At 71.3% G+C, this 20,099-nt stretch carries 14 protein-coding genes and 1 tRNA gene; 8 read left to right on the top strand and 7 right to left on the bottom strand.

Annotated features, from left to right (window positions below; all coding sequences use genetic code 11):
* Positions 1 to 157: 157 nt before the first annotated feature.
* Positions 158 to 2,599 carry a DUF4962 domain-containing protein gene (locus ABC271_RS14220; RefSeq protein WP_412925485.1) on the bottom strand — a complete coding sequence of 814 codons (2,442 nt, stop codon included), beginning with the start codon at positions 2,597 to 2,599 and terminating at the stop codon, positions 158 to 160.
* A 258-nt stretch (positions 2,600 to 2,857) separates the two neighbouring features.
* A tRNA-Arg gene (locus tag ABC271_RS14215) sits at positions 2,858 to 2,930 on the bottom strand.
* Between the two features lie 146 nt (positions 2,931 to 3,076).
* On the opposite strand from ABC271_RS14215, the gene ABC271_RS14210 reads away from it, so the two are divergent.
* A complete protein-coding gene (locus ABC271_RS14210; protein WP_412925484.1) occupies positions 3,077 to 4,573 on the top strand; it encodes an L-serine ammonia-lyase, iron-sulfur-dependent, subunit alpha in 1,497 nt (498 codons plus the stop codon).
* 207 nt (positions 4,574 to 4,780) lie between these two features.
* Here ABC271_RS14210 and ABC271_RS14205 read toward each other — a convergent pair whose 3' ends face one another.
* The gene (locus ABC271_RS14205) at positions 4,781 to 5,212 is read right to left on the bottom strand and encodes a MarR family winged helix-turn-helix transcriptional regulator (RefSeq protein WP_412925483.1); all 432 of its coding nucleotides are present in this window, start codon (positions 5,210 to 5,212) and stop codon (positions 4,781 to 4,783) included.
* A gap of 334 nt (positions 5,213 to 5,546) precedes the next feature.
* On the opposite strand from ABC271_RS14205, the gene ABC271_RS14200 reads away from it, so the two are divergent.
* Genes ABC271_RS14200 through ABC271_RS14185 form a run of 4 tightly spaced genes read left to right on the top strand, consistent with a single transcriptional unit; the run spans position 5,547 to position 12,530 of the window.
* On the top strand, positions 5,547 to 8,483 hold the full coding sequence (locus ABC271_RS14200; protein WP_412925482.1) for a hypothetical protein: 2,937 nt from the start codon (positions 5,547 to 5,549) through the stop codon (positions 8,481 to 8,483).
* Positions 8,480 to 10,978 (top strand): hypothetical protein, encoded by a 2,499-nt coding sequence (locus ABC271_RS14195; RefSeq protein WP_412925481.1) that lies wholly within the window; start codon positions 8,480 to 8,482, stop codon positions 10,976 to 10,978. Before ABC271_RS14200 ends, ABC271_RS14195 begins: the two co-directional genes overlap by 4 nt.
* Before the next feature lie 2 nt (positions 10,979 to 10,980).
* A complete protein-coding gene (locus ABC271_RS14190; RefSeq protein WP_412925480.1) occupies positions 10,981 to 11,847 on the top strand; it encodes an ABC transporter ATP-binding protein in 867 nt (288 codons plus the stop codon).
* The gene (locus ABC271_RS14185) at positions 11,847 to 12,530 is read left to right on the top strand and encodes an ABC transporter ATP-binding protein (RefSeq protein WP_412925479.1); all 684 of its coding nucleotides are present in this window, start codon (positions 11,847 to 11,849) and stop codon (positions 12,528 to 12,530) included. The genes ABC271_RS14190 and ABC271_RS14185 overlap by 1 nt, the downstream gene beginning before the upstream one ends.
* A 19-nt stretch (positions 12,531 to 12,549) precedes the next feature.
* Here ABC271_RS14185 and ABC271_RS14180 read toward each other — a convergent pair whose 3' ends face one another.
* Positions 12,550 to 13,170 carry a histidine phosphatase family protein gene (locus ABC271_RS14180; RefSeq protein WP_412925478.1) on the bottom strand — a complete coding sequence of 207 codons (621 nt, stop codon included), beginning with the start codon at positions 13,168 to 13,170 and terminating at the stop codon, positions 12,550 to 12,552.
* A 981-nt stretch (positions 13,171 to 14,151) separates the two neighbouring features.
* Here ABC271_RS14180 and ABC271_RS14175 point away from each other — a divergent pair.
* Together ABC271_RS14175 and ABC271_RS14170 are read left to right on the top strand one after the other, a co-directional pair.
* Positions 14,152 to 15,525 (top strand): HNH endonuclease signature motif containing protein, encoded by a 1,374-nt coding sequence (locus ABC271_RS14175; RefSeq protein WP_412925477.1) that lies wholly within the window; start codon positions 14,152 to 14,154, stop codon positions 15,523 to 15,525.
* Between the two features lie 48 nt (positions 15,526 to 15,573).
* Positions 15,574 to 15,912 (top strand): IS5 family transposase, encoded by a 339-nt coding sequence (locus ABC271_RS14170; protein ID WP_412925476.1) that lies wholly within the window; start codon positions 15,574 to 15,576, stop codon positions 15,910 to 15,912.
* 43 nt (positions 15,913 to 15,955) lie between these two features.
* Here the strand turns inward: ABC271_RS14170 and ABC271_RS14165 are convergent, their stop codons facing one another.
* The gene (locus tag ABC271_RS14165) at positions 15,956 to 17,191 is read right to left on the bottom strand and encodes an IS256 family transposase (protein WP_046746337.1); all 1,236 of its coding nucleotides are present in this window, start codon (positions 17,189 to 17,191) and stop codon (positions 15,956 to 15,958) included.
* A gap of 160 nt (positions 17,192 to 17,351) precedes the next feature.
* On the opposite strand from ABC271_RS14165, the gene ABC271_RS14160 reads away from it, so the two are divergent.
* Positions 17,352 to 17,894: an IS5 family transposase gene (locus tag ABC271_RS14160; protein ID WP_412926173.1), complete on the top strand. Its 543-nt coding sequence runs from the start codon at positions 17,352 to 17,354 to the stop codon at positions 17,892 to 17,894.
* A gap of 96 nt (positions 17,895 to 17,990) precedes the next feature.
* On the opposite strand, the gene ABC271_RS14155 is transcribed toward ABC271_RS14160, so the two are convergent.
* The gene (locus tag ABC271_RS14155) at positions 17,991 to 18,566 is read right to left on the bottom strand and encodes a LysE family translocator (protein WP_412925475.1); all 576 of its coding nucleotides are present in this window, start codon (positions 18,564 to 18,566) and stop codon (positions 17,991 to 17,993) included.
* Positions 18,563 to 19,912, bottom strand: coding sequence for an IS30 family transposase (locus ABC271_RS14150; protein ID WP_459564428.1), 1,350 nt, complete (start codon positions 19,910 to 19,912; stop codon positions 18,563 to 18,565). Before ABC271_RS14150 ends, ABC271_RS14155 begins: the two co-directional genes overlap by 4 nt.
* Positions 19,913 to 20,099: the final 187 nt, after the last annotated feature.

The following is a 20,099-nucleotide window of genomic DNA, read 5'->3' as shown; positions in this document are numbered from 1 at the left end:
CGCCGCGTGTCCACGTCGGCGGAGGAGCGCGGCCGGCCCTCGATGTCCGCTGTGCGCTTCCCGCGGCATCCCCTCTCGACGACGAACGAAAGACCCGGGCCCCCGCCGCACCGACGCGGTGTCGGTGGGCGGGAGGCCCGGGCCTCGGGCTCAGGGACTACGGGTGCGGGACGAGCAGCTCGTGCTGATCGGCCGGCGTGAGGGACACCGTCACCTTTCCGTCGCCGCCGACGGTGAGGTGCTGGACGGTGCCGTCGACGGTCACGTCGATCGCCCCCGGAGTCAGCTGACCGAGCACGAGGTCGGCGCCGGGCAGATCGTCCGGGAGCACACCGGTGAGGCGGATCCGGATGCCTCCGGACTCGACGCCGAACCGGAGGTTGCGCCGTCCGCCCTGTACCGCGACGCTGAGCCCCGCCACGACGGCGGAGGCGGCATCCACGACGGTCAGGACATCCGGGTCGGCCGAGGTGGACGCGCGGCGGACCACCAGGGCGCGGGCATCCGCCTGTGCTCCCGGGACCGAGATCGTCCCTCGTCCGTCGCTGGTCGTCGCGACAGCGACCGTGTCGATCCTCCCCGGGCGGGTGAGGTCGGCACTCAGCTGACCCGTCGCCACCGCCGAGGCCAGGGTCGCGGCATCCGCTGCGGAGCGCTGCGGTACGAGCGCCGCGGCGAAGCGGGCCGTCTGCGTCGCCGGGACCGTCGACCGCCACGTCGTGCCGAGCGCGGCCAACGCGTCCGCCGCGTGCGAGAACGTGGCACCGGAGTCGGGCGAGGACTGCAGGTAGCGCGCCGTGACGGTGGCGGATCCGACGGTCTGCGCGATGTCCGATCCGCCGGTGACGTCGGTGACGGTGCCCTTGCTGTGGAACAGCGAGTGCAGGTCCTTCGCGGTGCCGGCCGTGACGTCGTCGAGGATGACAGCCGCCTCCCGATCGAGGAACGCGATCGTCCGGCGCGCGCGGGTGATCCCGGAGGTGCTCGGCGCGGCGTAGAGGCCCGTGACGTCGGCCGCGATGATCGTGTCGTCGCCGAGGCTGCACACCGCCGGGATCGACGCGCGATCCCGCATGTCCGCGTAGGGCTGGGTGAAGCCGCTCGCGCGCTCTCCGGCCTGCCCGACGTCGCTGCCCGCGACGATCGCGTTCGTCTGCTTCGTCAGATACGCGCCGTACGGGGCGTACGACCCGAACACGGCCCCGCCGAACGACATGCTGAAGTGCCCACCGTCGGGGTGGTCGTGTCCGACGTTGATGTAGGTGACGTTGTTCCCGAGGCGGTCACGCCACTGGTTGAGGCGACGGCCGCCCATGACGCCGGCCTTCACGTGGAGTGAGACGTCGGTATTGGCCCAGCCGGAGCGGGATGCCACGACCCCGAGGTCGCTGTACAGCCGTGTCGTCGGACGGTCGTCGAGCCCGGTGGCGGCGAGCGAGTCGTCGAACCACAGGAGGTTCCACGCGTTGTAGAAGAACGATGTCGCCCCCGCGGTACTCGACGTGTACAGCCGGTGCAGGAAGTCCTGGACCTGCTCGTCGCCGTACTTGCCGGCGATCCGCCACAGGAACGGGTTGAAGTAGTACTGGCTGCCGTCGGTGTCGCCGTAGGAGAACTGCGCGGGGAAGCCCGGCAACGACATGTCGACCTTGAACGAGGCCATGCCCGGGAGTTCGGGCTCGGCCCACAGGTCGCCCCCGCCGATGCCGTCGAAGATGTCGACGGCGCGGACGATGTGCTCGTTGCCGTAGACCGCGTACGTGATGCTCTCGTGCTGCGACCCGTCCGGCGAGATCCACGTCAGCACGTGTCGCAACTGGGAGCGGGCGAACTCCAGGCGGTAGTCGTCGCTCTCGCCGGTGTCCGCTGCGCCGTCACCGTAGATCGCGGCGGCGGCGGCGGTGATGCCGTCGACGCGGAAGTGCCGGTGGTTGGGCTGCGGGTCGTTCTTCCAGTAGGCATCCGTCGCGACCGAGGTGTTGCCGAACTGCTCGATGAGGCGGTCGGCCTGCAGCGCGAGCTTGTCGCGGATGGTGGCGCGTTCGGCGGGGGAGAAGAGGTCGTAGCACCAGTCGTACGCGACCGAGACGCCGATGAGGCCAGCGGCGTTGCCCATCGACCCGCCGTTCTCGCCTCCCCACTGGGGGCGGGTGGCGGGGTCGCAGACGTACAGCGTCCAGTTCCGCAGCTTCGTGGAGTAGGTGGAGTTCCCGGTGATGAGGTACGCCATCGCCAGTTCGGGAAGGGTCCAGTACACGGTCTGCCATTGCCCGTCGTCGCCGTTGCCGGTGATCGTCGGCAGGGCGGCGCGGCCGTTGGCGTAGTTGATGAGGCTGGTGACGAACGGCGCGTACGCGGGCGCGGCGGCTCGACGCTGTAGTTCGGTGAGCGACACTCGCGTGCCGAGGATGAGGCGCGGGTGAACGCCGGCCAGCGCCGGATCGATCAGTCCGGTGGCGGGGGGAACGGTGCCCGTGGCCGGGCGGGTGAGGCCTCCTCCGAGGGCGGCGCCTGCGGCGGCGGCACCGACGAGCGATCCGAGGAGCATGGATCGCCGGGAGAAGGCACGACGGGGAAAGGGGGCGGACGGCTCTGTCACATCAAGTCCTTCAGTCGCAGAAACAAAGAGGATTTGTTGCGCAAACTAGCGCGAACACGAGCCGTGGGTCAAGAGCGCGACGAAAGGCCGGTGCGCGACGCCGGTGGATCACCTCGCGCGAAGGCCGGGATGCCGGTGCGAGGTGCCTCCGTGGGGGTCCTGGCGAGTGCGGCAGAGCCGGCCGAGACGAGCAGCAACGAAAAAAGCCCCGGCCGGAGTTTCCTCACGGCCGGGGCTTGTCACTGTCTCAACACAGTGTGCGCCCGAAGGGACTCGAACCCCTAACCTTCTGATCCGTAGTCAGATGCTCTATCCATTGAGCTACGGGCGCAGGGCCTCCGCGCGAAACGGCGCGCAGGCCGTGGTCCAGCATAGACGGGAACCGCGTGCAGGTCTAATCGGCGCGGAAGCCGCCACATCTCGGGCGTGGCGAGCGGGTGACCGGACAGTGAAGCGGACGCGACGTACGCTGGACGGATGAGCGCCTACGTCTCGGCGTTCGAGCTGTTCTCCATCGGAGTAGGACCCTCGAGCTCCCACACGGTCGGCCCCATGAGGGCTGCCGCAGAATTCGCCGCGCGGCTGCGCTCCACCCGAGCGCTCCAGAACGTGGCAGCCGTCTCCTGCGCCCTGTACGGATCGCTCGGCGCGACCGGCATCGGGCACGGCACGCCCGACGCGGTCGTCGCGGGACTCCAGGGCCTTCACCCCGAGACGGTCGATCCGGATGCCGTGCGCCGGGCGTGGTCGGACTGGCCCGCCGGCCAGACGCTCGCGCTCGCCGGCAGCCACGGCATCCCGTTCTCGAAAGAGGACATCGTGCTCGCGCCGCGTACTCGACTGCCGGGGCATCCGAACGCGATGACGCTCCTTGCACGCGACGCCGACGGCGCCATCCTCGCGGAAGAGACGTACTACTCGGTGGGCGGCGGGTTCATCCGCCGCGAGGGAGAGCCGCCGCGGGTCGCTGCCACCCCCGTGCCGTTCCCCTATACCGACGCGGCGACGCTCCTCGCGCTGTGCGACGAGCACGGCATCACCATCGCCGAGGCCGCGCGGCGGAACGAAGAGGCGCTGCGGTCCGACGAGGAGATCGCCGAAGGGCTCGACCGCATCTGGGATGCCATGGCCTCCTGCGTCAACGCCGGACTCCGGCACGACGGGGTGCTGCCCGGCATCCTGAAGGTGAAGCGCCGCGCCTCGGTCATCCGTGCGCAGCTCGAGGAGATCCAGGCCGAGGGGCATCGCGAGCTGCCGGGGGAGTGGCTCGGTGCGTTCGCGCTCGCCGTGAACGAGGAGAACGCCGCGGGCGGACGCGTCGTCACCGCTCCCACGAACGGCGCGGCCGGCATCCTCCCCGCCGTGGCGATGTACTGGTGGCGGTTCCTCGCCGACTCCGGCCTCGGCGTCGGCAACGCCGTCACCCCGCACGGCGAGCTGGTCGGGAGCGCGCTCCTGGGCTTCCGCGGGCAGGCCGCAACTCCGGACGAAGCCGCCGGGTGGGACGACGCGCAGGTTGCCGAGGCGAACCGACGCCGAGGCATCCGGAGATTCCTGCTGACGGCGGCGGCCCTGGGGTCGCTGTTCAAGAACAACGCGTCGATCTCGGGAGCCGAGGGTGGATGCCAAGCCGAGGTCGGTTCCGCGTGCGCCATGGCCGCGGGGGGACTGACGGCGGTCATGGGCGGCACGAACCGCCAGATCGAGAACGCCGCCGAGATCGCGATGGAGCACCACCTCGGGCTCACGTGCGACCCGGTCGGCGGGCTCGTGCAGATCCCGTGCATCGAGCGCAACGCCATCGCCGCCTCGACGGCCGTGACCGCCGCTCGCCTCGCGCTGCGCGGCGACGGCACGCATTACGTGTCGCTGGACACCGTGGTCGAGACGATGCGGCAGACCGGCATCGACATGTCGACGAAGTACAAGGAGACGAGCGAGGGCGGCCTCGCGGTCAACGTCATCGAGTGCTGACGCCCGGCCCCGTCCGCGGGGAGACCCGACTCCGCCGAAAGCGCACGTTCGGGCCGACAGCACACGTCGCGGACGCCCCGAACGTGCGCTCTCGCGCGGAACGTGTGCTCTGGTTGCGCCGGGGGCGCGCGCCGGGTGCGGCGCGCGGCGGGCGTGCGCGGAGCCCGCGCCGGGTGCGCGGCGCGGCGGGATGCCGAGGGCGAAGGGTCAGCGCTCGTCGCGCAGCTTCGCCGTGAGGGCCTGGAGCTGTGCGAGCTCGGCGTCGTCGAGGCGCGCCATGCGATCGGCGATCGTATTGCCGTGCGCGGTCGCGAGGCGGCGGAAGGCGACGGCCCCGGCCTCGGTCACGGTCACGAGCGAACCGCGACCGTCCTCGGGGTCGGCGCACTTCGTCAGCAGGCCGCGTGCGACCATCCGGTCGACCAGCCGCGAGACGCTCGGCTGGCTGATCAGCATGTTCGACGTGACGTCGCGCAGTCGCGCGGTCATGCCGCGGCGGCGCGTCACCGTCAGGAGCACGTCGTACTCGGCCTGCGAGAGCTCCGAGCACTCGAAGTCGGTGCGGATGTCCTCGAACACCTCGTGCTGCGCGCGGAACAGGCTCTCCCAGGCCTGGACGGCGAGGCGACGATCGGTCATGCACTCAGGGTAGAGGCGTCCAGGCCCATCGGGGCGGCGCCACGTCCATGTCAGTGAATACAGGTAAGGGCCGGTCGAAGCGGCATCCGACCGGCCCTCTGCACCAGAGTGTCCTGCAATCACATGTCGGTAGCCGCCACAGCAAAACAGCTACCGTGCGATGACTCTATAACGGTGAGGTAACGGAGGGGAAGAGGTCTCCGTGATCTTTTTGTGACTTTCTCGCGTGCGCTGCGCGTCGCTCCGGATCGTTCCCCCGGCGCGCCGGGACTCGAGGGCGAGCGGATGCCGAGGCGGGAGTAGTGTCGCGTCATCGATCGCCGATGGGGGCTTCGTGCGTTCTCCTCTCCTCTCGCCGCGCGCCACCCTCGGTGTCGTGATCGCGACCGTCGTCGCGCTCGCGACCGCGCTGGCCATGGCGATGCCGGCGCTCTCCGTAGGTGCGGCCGACGCGGGCGCGCGCAGTCTGCTGGCCTCGCGGTCCGGGGAGGACACCGGGATCGACCTCTCGCTACCGCGCGACGCGGACCCGCAGGCGCAGAATGCCAAGGTCCGTGAGGTCATTGCCGCGACCTTTCCGACGCGCGCGTCGGTCGCCGTGGACGCGGTCGAGACGACCGGGCTCGTCGACGCGGGTGGTCGGCGGGCCTACCTGGCCGCAGACATCGGCGAGACGGCCCCGCTGCCGCTCGCCGCCGGGCGCTGGCCCGGCGGCCCCGCGGAGGCTGCGATTCCCGCCTCGCTCGCGGAGTCCTGGGGAGTGGGTGTCGGGGACACGATCGCTCTCGGCTCGCGCACCGTCACGATCGCCGGTGTGTGGCGCGCGTCCGCCGAGGCGGCGGATCGGTGGTTCGGCGTCCGCGACGAGTTCGCCCGCAGCGGCGGTGCCGGGCCCGTGCTCGTGACGCCCGATGTGCTCGACGCGGTCGCCGAGGATCAGGCAACGGATCGACGCGTGCACTGGACCGTGCGCCCCCGCCCCGACGATCTCGACCTCGCGACCCTCACGGCCTCGGTGCGTGCGGGACAGTCCTTACCGGATGCCGTCGCTGCGGCCGGGGTGGCCACCGACGACGTCGCCACGACCGGACGTCTGCTGCCGACCGCGCAGCTCGCCTCCGCGCGGGCCGCGGTTCTGGGTGCCACGGAGCCCCTCGCGCTCGCGTCGGCTCTCCTCACCGCGCTCGCGGTGCTCGTCGTCTTCGCGGTGCTCGTCGTCGGGGCGACGGCGGCGGAACGGCGCCTTCGCTGGGCCAGGGGTGCCCCCGCGCCGCGCATCGTGGCGGGGGAGGCGATCCGCTGGGTCGTGCCCGGCGCGATCGGCGCCGCGGTCGGTGCCGTCGGCGTGCTCGCGGCGACCCCCGACCCCGGGCCACTCGTTCCCACCGCGGCGATGATCCTGCTCGCCGGCACGCTCGCGCCGGGGCTCCTCGTGGCCCTGCTCGTCTCCGCGGACGTCCGCGCGCTCCATAACACGGACCCCGCGGTCGGTGGATCGCCCCGGTGGGCGGTCGGGGTTGCGGCATCCGTCTTCGTGCTCGCCGCCGCGCTCTCGGCTGCGCGCCTGCTCTCGCTCGGATCCCCCCTCGGGCCGGCCCGCGGCACGGCGACGCCCGACCCGATCGCGGTCGCCGCGCCGGCCGCGGTGCTGCTCGCCCTCGTGGGGATCCTCGTCGTCGTACCGGTTCTGGGGCTGCGTCGGGGCTGGGAGAGGCTGGCCCGACGGGGCGGGGCGAGCAGGATGCTCTGGGCGATGCGAGTGGCGCGACGTCCGCTCGCCGTGACCGCGTCGGCGATGCTCGTCGGCGCCGCCATCGGACAGCTCGGGATCGCGGCGGTGTACCAGAGCTCATGGGGGAACGCCTACGCGTCCGCGCTCGCCGCGCAGGAGGGCACCGCCTATCGTGTCGCGACGGACGCGTCCGACCTGACGTCGGACGCCCTCGCGCGGCTCGCCGCATCCCCCGGGATCGCCGGGGTCGCGCCCGTGTGGAGCGAGGACACGTCGATCGCGGCCCGCCCCGCGTCGGTAATCATGGCGGCGCCCGCCGCGATCGCCGCCCTGGGGGATCCGGCCGTCGGCGACCTCGGACGCCTCGTCGACGCCTCCCGCGGTGACGCGCCCGGGCCGATCCTCCCGACGGCGGCCCGAACGGTCCGTGTCGACGTCGCCGCCCGCGGCACCGCAGCCGTGGCGGATGCGCTGATCCTGGAGGACGCGTGGGCACGGACGGTATCGGTATCCCCCGGGCCCGAGGGCGGATTCTCTCTCCCGCCCGTTTCGGCGGCCGTCGGCGGTGCGTGGCGGCTGGCCGCGGTCGAGCTGGCGTTGACGGGCACGGGCGACGCGGGCGGGCAGGTCTCGCTCACCTCCGTCACCGTCGACGGCGAGCCCGTGGACCTGGGGTCCCTCGTCCTGCCCGTCGACGTCAGCACCGACGCGCTCGCGCTTCAGGCCGATCCGGGCCCACCGGTGGCGGTGTTCGACTCCGCGACGACGCGCGTGCGTTTCGTGCCGGTGGGCCCGGTTCCGCCCGCGGTGGTGTCTCGCGCCTTCGCCGACGCGGCGGGGGTCGACGAGGGCGACACCCTCCCGCTCTCGCTCACTCCCGATGGACGTTCCTCCGCCGTCCGGATCGCCGTCGTGGTCACGGCGATCCCCGGAGCACCGTCCGATTCGGCCGTCTTCCTCGACGCGACGGTCGTCGTCGCCGACCGGCTCACGGCGCAGTCCGCCCTGCCCTCCACCGACGACGCGTGGCTCGCCCTGGTTCCGGGCACCTCCCCGGACGAGATCGCCGCAGCCCTGCCCGACGACGGGCGGCTCTCCGGCACCGCGGCCGACGACGGGAGAGGAGTCCTCGCCGCGGCCGTGACGATGTTGTGGTGGGGGGCGGCGGGAATGGCCGTCCTCGCCCTCGTCGGGCTCGCTGCTGCCGGCGCGGTCGTCCGGCGGTCTCGGGTACTCGAGGCCGCCTCGCTCCGCGCGGCCGGAATGGATGCCGTCGCCCGCCGCCGCCTTCGGATCGGCGAGCAGATCGGAGCCGTCCTCGCCGGCGTCGTCGCCGGGGCGGTCGCCGCCGCCGTCACCGCCGTGACCCTCCTGCCGGCCATGGTCACGGGCGCACTCCCGAAGCCCGTTGCGGTGGCGGTGGTCGTCGATCCGTGGACGACCGGCATCCCGCTGGCGGCCTTCTCTGTCGCTGCCCTGGCCGTCTCGCTCGCCCTCGCGGTCCGCGACGACGCGCGGGCCCGGGAGGCGATGCAATGACGCTCGCGTGGCACGTGCTCCGCCCGCACCGGGCCGCCTGGGTCCTCGTCGCGGTCGTGGTGGCGGTCGTCGTGGCATCCCTCGTCGTCGTCCCCCGGTACCTCGACGTCGTCGCGGACCGCCGTCTCGATCTCGCGCTCGCGGACGGATCCGAGGCCGCCACGGTCGTGTGGAGCGCGGACCTGGATGCGGAGTTCCTCGGCGCGGACTCCGTGGACGGCATCGCCTCGGCCCTCGCCGCCTACCCGGACACCGTCGGCGTGCCGCTGCGGCAGACGCTGGGGGCGCCGCGGTGGATCCTCGCCTTCCCCGACGTGACGGCCGCGGCTCCGGACGGGCACTTCGTGCGTCTCCGCTGGGGGTCCGCCCCCGCGCTGCAGCAATCGTGGAGGGTCGTCGAAGGAACCGCGCCGACGGCCTGGACGGGAACCGGACCGGTCGAGGTGGCGATGGAGCGCGAGGTCGCGGATCGGCTGGGTGCTACGACGGGCACGACCTACGTCGCGACCGAGGCGACGGCGGTGGTCACCGCGATCGTCGACTCCGACCGCGCCCTCCCCACCACTCAGGGGGTGTTCGCGCACCCCACGTCGGAGCGGGTGAGCGCCACCGACGACCTCCTGACCGGCGGGGCCTACGTCGATCCCGGCTCCGTCCCGGCGCTCGCGGATGCCCTGGCCCGTGCGCAGCTGGTCGCGGCGTTCCCCGTCAGGGGCGGAAGCGTGACGGCTTCCGACGTCACCGGACTCGAGCGCGCGGCCGACAAGGCCTCCACCCAGGGAGCGAGCCTGCCGAACGGGTACCCGGTCACGGTCTCGAGCAGACTCTCGGCTCTCCTGCACGACCTGGAGTCGGAGCAGCGGGCGCTCGACACGCTCGCGGCCGTCCTCATCTCGGCACCGTGGGGCGCGGCCATCCTGGTGAGCGTCGTCGCGGTCGTCACCGCGGAGCGGCGGCGGAGGAACGAGCGGATTCTGCTGTCGGCACGCGGCGCAGGTCGTGGCCGGATTGCCCGGATGGCGGGCGGGGAGATGCTGACGGCATCGGTTCCGGGCGCGCTGCTGGGGTGGGCTCTGGCGCTCGCCGCCGTACCCGATGTCCCGCCCTCCGGACTCCCGATGGTCATCGTCGCGGCAGCCGCTTGCGCGATGCTGTCGGCGGGTGTCGCGGTCGTCGCGACAAAACCTCGCGGATTCCCCCGACTCGTGCGCACGGCAGCGGAGGGCGTCCTCCTCATCCTCACCGTGGTGACCGTCGCCCTCTTCGTCACGCGCGGACTCCCCGAGACGGGGTCTGATGCGCTCCTGGCCGCGACGCCGCTGCTGATCGCGCTCGCCGCGAGCGCGGTGCTGGTGCGGGGCATCGGGCTCGTGCTGATTCCGTGGTCTCGTCGGGCATGGCGCGGACCGCGCATCGGCGTGTCGCTCGCCCTCGCCCGCATCGCGCGGGGTGGAGGCCGGTTCCTGTCCGTCGCCGGCGTGGTGATCGCGGTGGCCACCCTCACCTCGGCGGTCGGTCTTCTGTTCGTCGCGGGCGCCGGCGTCGCACGCGCGGCGGAGCAGACCGTGGGAGCCGACGTCCGGGCCTGCGGCGGCGCGACGGGGGTCGCGGAACCCGACGCGGCGGGTGCGGTGGCCCAGCTGCGCACGCTGTCCGGCATCCCCGTCACCGACGACGGGCGGTTGCGTGCGGTGACGGTGCTCGCGGCCGACATCACGGACCTCCATCTGGTTCAGCCGGGGATCCCCGACCTTGCCGCGTCGGGCACGGCCGAGCCGCTCGTGCTGTCCGCGTCCGCCGCGCAGCTGCTCGACGGCGACCTGCAGGTGGGCGGCCGTCCCGTCTCCGCGGCGGCCGTGGTCCCGGATGCCACGCTCCCGACGAACGAGGGGACGTGGGTGCTCGTCGGCGACGCTTTCGCCGACGCGCTGGACGCGCCCGCCGACTCGGTCTGCGACCTCATCCGTGCTCGACCGGGCGCCGACGTGGCGACACTGGCGGCTGACGTGCGCGCGGATCGTCCGGGTGCCGACCTCGTCGATGTGGCATCCGAGAGCGCCCGACGGACCGCGGAGCCGACGGTGTCGGCCCTGGCCGGGGTCCTGACGGGGGCGTCGGTCGTCGCGCTTCTTGCGGCGCTCGCCCTCGCGGTGTTCGACTCCGTCGGGTCGGCCGCGGACCGTGGACGCACGCGATCCGTCCTGTCGATGATCGGGGCGGATCGTGTGCGAGGACTCGTGCTCGCCGAGGCCGTGCCGATCACCGCGACGGCCGCGATCGTCGGGTGGGGTGTCGGGTGGGCGGTCATCACGGTCGTCGTCGGTTCGAGCGGGGTGGGGGACAGGCTCGGCATCGCCGTGGACATTCCGGCGATCGCGGTACCGGCGACGGCGGGAGCGGCGGCCGTGGTGGCGATCGCGGCGATGGGAGCGACCGTGGGGACCGCGATGCTGGCCGCGCGGCGACGAGGACGACGTGACGAGAGGCAGGAATGAAGATGGCCCCATCCGCACCGGAGATCGAATGTGTCGACCTCGTCCGCATCTACCGAGGTGCGGGTGTCGAGGTGCAGGCGTTGCAGGGACTGAATCTGCGGGTCGAGCGCGGCGAGCTGACCGCGATCGTCGGTGCGTCCGGGTCGGGCAAATCCACGCTCCTCGCGATCCTGTCGGCGCTCGACACCGCCAGCGCCGGCAGCGCCCGCGTCGCGGGGCACGATCTGCTCGCGCTGTCGTCACGCCAGCGCGCCGAGTACCGGCGGACGACGGCGGGCTTCGTCTGGCAGCAGACGGGGCGCAACTTCCTCCCGCACCTGACGATCGGCGAGAACCTCGACCTGACACTGTCGGTCGGCCGCGTCCCCCGCGCGAAGCGCGCGGCGCGGGCGGCGGAGGTGCTCGATCTCCTCGGGGTCGCCGCCGTCGTCGATCGACGCCCCGGGCAGGTGACCGGGAGCGAGCGCCAGCGCGCCGCGATCGCCCTCGGCCTGGCTAATGGATGCCGAGTCCTCTTCGCGGACGAACCCACGGGGGAGCTGGACGATGCGAGTTCCGCGCAGGTGCTCGAAGCGTTGCGCGAGGTGAACGAGCGGTCGGGGGTGACGGTTCTCATCGTCACGCACGACGCCGGTGTCGCCGATCATGTGCGCCGGACCGTCGGCATCCGCGATGGTCGGACAGCGGTCGAGGTGTGGCGCGGAGGGGATGCCGGAGCAGGTGCGCGGGAGTACGCGGTGCTGGACCGGGCGGGGCGCCTGCAGCTGCCCAAGGAGCACATCGACCGCCTGGGTATGCAGGACCGGGTGCGACTGCAGCTGGAGACCGACCACGTCCGGGTCGAGCCGGCGGAGCAGGAGGAGACGTGATGGCGAGCGAGACGATTCGGCTCACGGGCCTGACACGGAGCTACGGGGTAGGCGCCGCGGAGACGACGGCTCTCGTCGACGCGACGGTGACGGCGCGGGCGGGTGAGTTCGTGGTCCTCCGCGGCCCGTCGGGCTCGGGGAAGACGACTCTCCTGCGCCTCGCCGCCGGTCTCGACGAACCCGACGCGGGGGAGTCGTGGATCGGCGGCCGTCGGGTGACGGCAGCGCCGGAGAGCGAGGTGGCGGAGCTGCGGCGCACCGTCTTGGGATACGTCGACCAGGAATTCCCGCTCGTCGCGTTCCTCACCGCGTCCGAGAACATCGAGCTGCCGCTGCGTGCTCGCGGTGCGTCGGCACGCGAGCGCCGCTTCCGCGTCGCAGAGATCCTCGAGGCCGTGGGGTTGTCCGACCACGCGGCACAGCGCCCGGACGAGCTCTCCGGCGGCCAGCAGCAACGGGTCGCGGTGGCCCGCGCGCTCGTCCACCGCCCGAGAGTCGTTCTCGCGGACGAACCGACCGCTCAGCTGGACAGCACGACCGCGGCATCCGTCGTCGGTTTGATCCGCGAACGGGCGCGACGGGACGGGATGACCGCTCTGGTCGCCTCGCACGACCCGATCGTGGCGGAGGCGGCCGACAGGGTCGTCGAGATCCACGACGGTCGGCTCATCGGGGGAGTATGACGTGCGCCGCCGCGGGAGATCAGCGCCCGCGCACGTGGTTCCACTGCGTGATGACCTCGGAGCCGTGCTCGAACCCGAGCTCGCTGACCGCCGACGTCCCGAGCACGAAGTAGCGGCCGCCCGCGGCCGTGAGGCCGAGCCAGACGCCGGCGAGCGCCCTCAGGAAGTGGGCGTGCGAGAACAGGAGCACCTGCTCGCCGGCGCGGACTCGCGGACGTAGCTCGTCGAGGAGGGACTCGGCGCGGGCCGTGACCTGTTCGACGGTCTCGCCGGGCGTGGCGCCCGCGGGGGCACCGGCCTGCCAGATGGTCCAGGGGCGCCCCAGCTGCGCGGTGATCTCGGGGGTCGTGAGGCCTTCGTAGGCGCCGTAGTCCCACTCGACCAGGCGCGGCTCGATCTCGGCCTGCGGGTACCCGGCACGCGCCGCGGTCTCGACCGCCCGCTCCAGGGGGCTCGTGAGCACGCGATCCCAGTGCCGCGTCGCCAGCAGAGTCCCCGCGAGTTCGGCCTTGTACGCGCCCGTCTCGGTCAGGGGGATGTCGGTGAGCCCCGTGTGGCGACCGGTGCGGCTCCACTCGGTCTCGCCGTGACGCACGAGCACGAGGCGCCCGTCGGGGTCGGTCAGATCCTCATCTTTCACGTGCCCATCCTCCCGCGTCCGCGACGGGTGCGGCCTCGGTGGGTGCGGTCGGGGTGGGGGCGGCCGGGGTGGGTGTGGCCGGGGTGGGGGCGGCCTCGGTGGTTGGTGTGGCCGGGGTGGGTGCGGCCGCGCAGAAGCACCACCACCCGCAGCACAGCCGCACCGCCGCACCGCGAGTCGATTCGCAGCCGAACCACCAGCACGCCACCGTCGCGCCACGCGCCGATCTGATGAACCAGTTATGAATCACGAAAACATAACGGCGCCCTCTTCCTCTCCGTTATCTCACCGTTATAGAGTGCTCGCACGGTAGTTGTTTTGCTGTGGCAGCTACCGACATGTGATTGCAGGACACTCTGGTGCAGGGATAAGGGCCGGTCGACACTCCTCGACCGGCCCTTCGTCTGTTTGCGGACTCATCACGGCCCCCGATCGCGGAACGCGCCCGAAGCGACCCCCCCCCGGCAGCGACACGCCCGGAGTGACACCACCGGAGTGACACCACCGGAGTGACACCACCGGAGTGACACCACCGGAGTGACACCACCGGAGTGACACCACCGGAGTGACACCCCCGGGAGCGGCACCCCACGCCGCACACCCCCCCGCGGCCGCACCCCGAGCACCCTCAGAGTGAGCACACCCACCCCAGCGCCCCCAGAGCGACGGCCCCCGCACCGGCGCGCGGCGTGGTGTGGGTGGCGGATCTCCCTCGCTGACGGTTCCTCCACAGCCCTCCAATGGCGTGACCTCTCCACAAATTTGGCCCTAGGCCTGGGAAATATCTGTCGGGTCGAGTAATCTTCGAACATGTCTTCGAATGTCGCCCCGACGTCGCCCGAGCCGCAGCCGGACCCCGGCAGGCATCACGGACCGGGATCGCTGCCTGACTCGGGCGCACGCCGCGCGGCAGGTCGGCCCGCGCGGTCGCCTGCTGCGCGTTCCGGGCCGGATCCTGCGGGCCTCTCGGGCGATGTGCGCATGCTCGCGCGCCTCGTTGAGCAGGTCGTCGCGGCAGAGGCCGCGGTGGCGGCGGCCGAAGCCGCCCGGGTTCGGGCGCTGGCTGCGGCGGGGCAGTTCGCTGTGGATGCCACCGGGCCGGCGCGATCGTCTGCTCGCGAGTCGGACATGGCGATGAGGGAGGTCGCCTCGGAGATCGGCGCGGCATGTCGGGTATCGGATCGCACGGTGCAGCGAGACATTGGCGAGGCGATGATTCTGGTGGAGTCCTATCCGTTGACCGTGGGGGCGTGGGAGGCCGGGGCGATCTCGCGACGACACGTGCGGGTGATTGCGGATGCCGGGGCCGAGCTTCCGCTGGACGCCCGAGCGGAGTTCGACCGGGTCGCCGTGGCGTCGGCGGCCGAGGTTTCCAGCCCGGGCCGATTGAAGAACCGGCTCGCCGTCGCCGCGCAGAGTCTGCATCCACAGACGATCACCGAACGCCACCGCGCCGGCCGGCGATTGCGGTGCATTCGGGTGATTCCCGGCTCCGACGGGATGTCCGATCTCATCGCGACATTACCGACGGTGATCGCCGAGGCGATCCATGACCGCATGACCCAGCAGGCGCGGGTCATCTGGGAGGCAGGCCGGGAGGTGAGCGCGGGGGACGGGAACCGCGTGGAGAGTGACGGGTCAGCACACGGTGACACCACCGTCGCGCCCGTTCCGCACGCCGCGGAGACACGAACGATGGATCAGATCCGTGCGGACGTCTTCGCCGACATGCTCCTCACCGGCGACCCCACGCTCGACCCCACTCGACCGGGCGACGGGCCGGGCACCCTGGGCAAGATCCGCGCGAGGGTCCAGGTCATCGTGCCCGCGCTGACAGTGCTGAGGCCTTCACGGGAGAACATCGCCCCGGCGGACCTGGTGGGCCGCGGCCCCATCGACGCGGACACCGCCCGCGCGCTCGCCGAGTCCACTTCCCTTCCCTGGGATCGAGTCGTTACGCATCCCGTCACTGGGGCGGTGCTGCGCACCGACACCTATGCCCGCACCGCAGCCATCGACCGCCATCTCAGGGCCCGCGATCGCGGCTGCCGATGGCCGGGGTGCACAGCACCCGCGATTCGCTGCGAGATCGACCACACCACGGATTGGGCGCTCGGCGGGAACACCGACGTGAGCAACCTCGCTTGCCTGTGCCAACGCCATCACACCCAGAAGCAGTTCACCCGCTGGAACGTTCGACAACTCGACGGAGGGCTCCTCGAATGGACTTCTCCTACCGGCCGTGTCTACACCGACCACCCCGTGCCGTACCCGCTCGCCACCGACGTGGTAGGCGTTCGGTTCGAAGAAGACCCGCCCCCGTGGGAGGCGGGGGAATGCGAGCCGGCCGCCTAGGGCGTGTTGATCAAGAGGTTTCGCTCCTCGGTGGGTGAGTCTTGAGCGGTGACGCGACAGGAGATCTCTGACGAGGTGTGGGCCGTGATGGAGCCGTTGATGCCGACGGTGTCCGGGAGGTCGAGGCCGTGGGCGGATCATCGGTTGGCTGTCGAGGGGATGGCGTGGAAGTACCGCACCGGGGCTCCGTGGCGGGATGTGCCGGAGCGGTTCGGGAAGTGGAACTCGATCTACAAGCGGTTCAACCGTTGGGCCGTGGACGGCACCTGGGAGAAGCTGCTGGCCGAGGTGCAGAAGCGGGCCGACGCCGCGGGGAAGATCGACTGGGTCGTCTCGATCGACTCCACGATCGCTCGTGTGCATCAGCACGGGGCCGCGTCCGTTTGAGTGGTGGTCTTTCGCTTCGTTGCGATGATCAGCTGTCGTTAGTTTAGGCGGCGGTGATCTCGGGGAGTATCACCGCCTCGTCGATGGTGGGGGTGGTCGCGGTGAGCTCGGTCATGGAGGCTTCGGAGAAGTAGCGGCGGTCGGCGGCTTCCCATTCGTCGTGTTGCTCGACGAGGACGGAGCCGGCCAGGCGGAGCAGGGCGGCGTTGTTCGGGAACACGCCAACGACGTCGGTGCGGCGCTTGATCTCCCGATTGAGGCGTTCCAGCGGGTTCGTGGACCAGATCTGTCGCCAATGCCGGGCGGGGAACGCTTTGAACGCGAGGATGTCGTCACGGGCGTCGGTGAGCATCACGGCGGTCTTGGGGTGGACGCGCTCGATCATGCGCACGACTTCGTCGAACTGGGCATCGATGTGCTCGGCGTCGGGTTGGGCGAAGATCGTGCGGATCACGCTGGCGACCATCTCCTGCCGGCCCTTCGGGAGGGCGGTCAGGACGTTGCGCATGAAGTGGACGCGGCAGCGCTGCCAGGCGGCGCCCTGCAACACGGTCGCTGCGGCCTTCTTCAGTCCGGCGTGGGCGTCGGAGATCACCAGCTTCACCCCGCCCAGACCTCGTGTCTTCAACGAGCGCAGGAACTGCTTCCAGAACTCCTCGGTCTCGCTGTCTCCGACATCGAAGCCCAGCACGACCCGCCGCCCGTCAGCGGCGACGCCGATCGCGACGACGACCGCCTGGGACACGACACGGTGGTCGATGCGGACCTTGCAGTAGGTCGCGTCGAGGAACACGTAGGGGTAGGCGATGTCAGACAGCGAGCGGTCGCGGAACGATGCGACCTCGGCGTCGAGCCCTTGGCAGATGCGGGACACCTCGGACTTCGAGATGCCAGTGTCAGCGCCGAGCGCTTTGACGAGGTCATCGACCTTCCGGGTTGAGACGCCGTGGAGGTAGGCCTCCATCACGACCGCGAACAAGGCTTGGTCGACCCGGCGGCGCCGCTCCAGCAGCGACGGGAAGAACGACCCCTGCCGCAACTTCGGGATCCGCAACTCCAGATCCCCAGCCGTGGTCGACAGCACCCGCGGCCGGGAACCGTTGCGGGTAGTCGTGCGCTCGCTCGTGCGCTCGTAGGGGGCGGCGCCGATGAATGCGGCTGTCTCCGCGTCGATCAGCTCCTGGTAGAGCCGCTCGGTCGCGGCTCGGATGCGGTCGGTGGTGCCGGTGAGCTTCAGTTCCCCGAGCAGCTCGAGGAGGGCAGACTGGTCAAGAGCCATCGTGCGGTGTCGTCTTTCTGTGTGAGTTCTTGGTCGTTCTCACTGACCATCGCACGATGGCTCACCCCGTCGCGGTCACGACGCCGCGGGCCCGAAAGACCACCACCCCGCGGGACTCCAGGTCAGCACGGCGCGACCCTGAAGCGGGACACAGGGGGCTCTGCCGAATCACAAGAATCCGTGGTTCGAGCCGCTTGATCACGGGATCGGACGCTCCCGTGGCGGGTTGACGACCAAGCTGCACCTGGTCTGCGACGGTCGCGGCCGGCCGCTGGGGATGATGATCACCGGCGGGAACATCAACGACACCACGATGATGACCGCAGTACTCGAGGACATCCGCGTCCCCCGCGACGGGAAGGGCAGGCCACGGACCCGACCGGACCGGGTGCTCGCCGACAAGGGGTACCCGTCGAAGGCGAACCGGGCCTGGCTCCGCGACCGCGGTATCGCCGCGACCATCCCGGAGCGTGATGACCAGGTCGCGCACCGCCGCAAGAAGCCGGGCCGGCCGATCGACTTCGGCGAACAGCAGAAGGAACGCTACAAGGGCCGCAACGTCGTCGAACGCTGCTTCAACCGGCTCAAGCAGTGGCGCGGCATCGCGATGCGCTCCGACAAACTCCTCCGCAGCTACCGAGCCGCCGTCAGCCTCGCCGCCACGCTCATCTGGATCAAATCAGACTTGATCAACACGGCCTAGGCCTCGCGCCCCGGCCGCGGACGACGCCTTCGCGCCCCGTCGCGGACTGTGCCTTCGCGTCCGTCCGTGGACGGCGCCTTTGCGCCCCGCCGCGGACTATGCCTTCGCGCCCGTCAACGCCAGCGCTCCGCCCAGGCCGATCATCATGACCCCGCCGGTCCCCGCCAGCCCAGCAATTCGTCGCGGCGATCGACCGAACCACGCTCGCGCGGTACCGGCCGCGAGTGCCCAGGCGCTGTCGCAGAGCAATGCCATGACCTGGAACAGCAGCCCCAGCAGGAGCAGCTGTGCCCACACGGCGCCCGCCGACGGCGACACGAACTGCGGCAGAACCGCCACGAAGAAGGCGATCGTCTTCGGGTTCGTCATCCCGACGACCATGCCCTGGCGCAGAAGCGTCCACGACGAGCGCGGGCGCACCGTCGCGTCCGCGCGGACGTCGTGGCGGTGCCGGATCGCCTGGATGCCGAGCCACACGAGGTACACCGCGCCGACGACCTTGACGACTGTGAACGCCACGACCGACGACGCCACGATCGCCCCCACGCCGAAGGCCACGGCGACGACCGCGGGGATCGTGCCGAGGGAGTTGCCGACCACGCTGAGCACTCCCGCCCGGCGCCCCAGCGCGATCGATCGGCCGATCACGAACAGCACACTGGGCGAGTTCAACCGGTCGATGCAACACCGGGCTGTTGAAGCGAGGATAGCTGCTCGGCGAACACCTCCGCCGGGGTGCGCCAGCCGAGGATCTTCCGGGGCCGGTTGTTGAGCGCGAGAGCGACCGCTTCGAGGTCCTCGGCCGACCACCGCGACAGGTCGGTGCCCTTCGGGAAGTACTGCCGCAGCAGCCCGTTGGTGTTCTCGTTCGTCGGGCGCTGCCAGGGCGAGTGCGGGTCGGCGAAGAACACTCTCGTGCCGGTATCGAGGGTGAGCTGCGCATGCCCGGAGAGTTCCTTCCCACGATCCCAGGTGAGGGTCTGGCGCAACTGGACGGGCAGCGTGGTGAGCGACGCGGCCAGTGCGGCGTTCATCGCGAGAGCGCCGTAACCACCGAGCGCGGGCCCGTTCTTCACCACGGGCTGCTCGCCCCAGCCCTCCAGCCGGGGCAGTTGCACCAGCATCGTGGACCGGCTGGAACGCTCGATGAGCGTCCCGATCGCCGAGCGACCGGTGCCGATGATCAGGTCGCCCTCCCAGTGCCCGGGAACCGCGCGGTCGGCAGCCTCGGCGGGACGCTCGGAGAGCACGACGTCCGCGGTGACATGCCCCTGCGGCTTGTTCCGCGACCGTTCCCGCGGCTGACGCAGCGCTCGCCCGGTGCGCAGGCAGGCCACCAGCTCGCGCTTGAGCGCGCCGCGGCCCTCGATGAACAGCGACTGGTAGATCGCCTCGGGGCTGATGCGCATGGACTCATCATCGGGGAAGTCGATCTTCAGCCGGTGGGAGATCTGCTCCGGGCTCCATGCCAGCGACCAGCACCTGTCCGCCCGATGCGGCTTGTTCAACCCCTTCCAGGGCGGCGGCGTCGGCCCTTCGACCGCGGTGCCGTCGGGCCGGCGCACCTTCCCCGCGAGACGGTCCTGCACGTACTCACGCAGCGCGTCGTTCACGACCAGCTTCGCGACCTTCGGTCGCTTCGCCGACTCCTGCGCCTTCCACTGCGCCACCAACGCCCGATACTCCGACTTCCCGCTCCTCGTCGCCGCGTTCCGCCGCAGCTCCCGGGAGATCGTTCCCGGATCCCGGCCCAGCTCACGCGCGATCTCGCGCACGCCCTTGCCCTTCGCGCGCATGAGTGCGATCTCCTCGCGTTCTTCGAAGGACAGGTATCGGCCCGACGGTTCGGTCAGACTCAGCGGCGTCATGCCGCCAGCGTGGCGAAACCAGCGCATCCCGACCGGCACGGACACGCCCACCGCGATCGCAGCTTCCGCGGACGTGATGCCCGTCGCGATCAGCCGCCAGAACTGTCGCTGCACCGCCTTCGAGGGCGCAGGCCGTCCGGGCGAACGCATCGGCGGCCTGAGAGCCCGATCCGCGCGCCACTGCCGACGAACCCCCTCGGGCGCATCGCCGGTCTTCGCAACCCAGTCTTTCGTCGCCACCGCTCACCTCCGCTGTCAAGGTGTTGCGACGACCGATTGAATCCGCCCTGGGTCCCGGGATCACGATGATGACAACGGAGGCGAGCGTGAACGCCAC

It is taken from the genome of Microbacterium canaveralium, assembly GCF_047238045.1.
In the GTDB taxonomy this organism is placed as follows: Bacteria; Actinomycetota; Actinomycetes; order Actinomycetales; family Microbacteriaceae; genus Microbacterium.
The sequence above is the reverse complement of the archived record's forward strand: the minus strand, read 5'-3'. Positions and strand labels throughout refer to the sequence as shown.

Excerpts from the sequence above, each read along its gene's own strand:
- ABC271_RS14205 (WP_412925483.1), bottom strand. The coding sequence starts at position 5,212 with ATGACCGATCGTCGCCTCGCCGTCCAGGCCTGGGAGAGCCTGTTCCGC.
- ABC271_RS14190 (WP_412925480.1), top strand. The coding sequence starts at position 10,981 with ATGGCCCCATCCGCACCGGAGATCGAATGTGTCGACCTCGTCCGCATC.
- ABC271_RS14210 (WP_412925484.1), top strand. The coding sequence starts at position 3,077 with ATGAGCGCCTACGTCTCGGCGTTCGAGCTGTTCTCCATCGGAGTAGGA.
- ABC271_RS14195 (WP_412925481.1), top strand. The coding sequence starts at position 8,480 with ATGACGCTCGCGTGGCACGTGCTCCGCCCGCACCGGGCCGCCTGGGTC.
- ABC271_RS14165 (WP_046746337.1), bottom strand. The coding sequence starts at position 17,191 with ATGGCTCTTGACCAGTCTGCCCTCCTCGAGCTGCTCGGGGAACTGAAG.
- ABC271_RS14150 (WP_459564428.1), bottom strand. The coding sequence starts at position 19,912 with ATGCGTTCGCCCGGACGGCCTGCGCCCTCGAAGGCGGTGCAGCGACAG.
- ABC271_RS14175 (WP_412925477.1), top strand. The coding sequence starts at position 14,152 with ATGCTCGCGCGCCTCGTTGAGCAGGTCGTCGCGGCAGAGGCCGCGGTG.
- ABC271_RS14185 (WP_412925479.1), top strand. The coding sequence starts at position 11,847 with ATGGCGAGCGAGACGATTCGGCTCACGGGCCTGACACGGAGCTACGGG.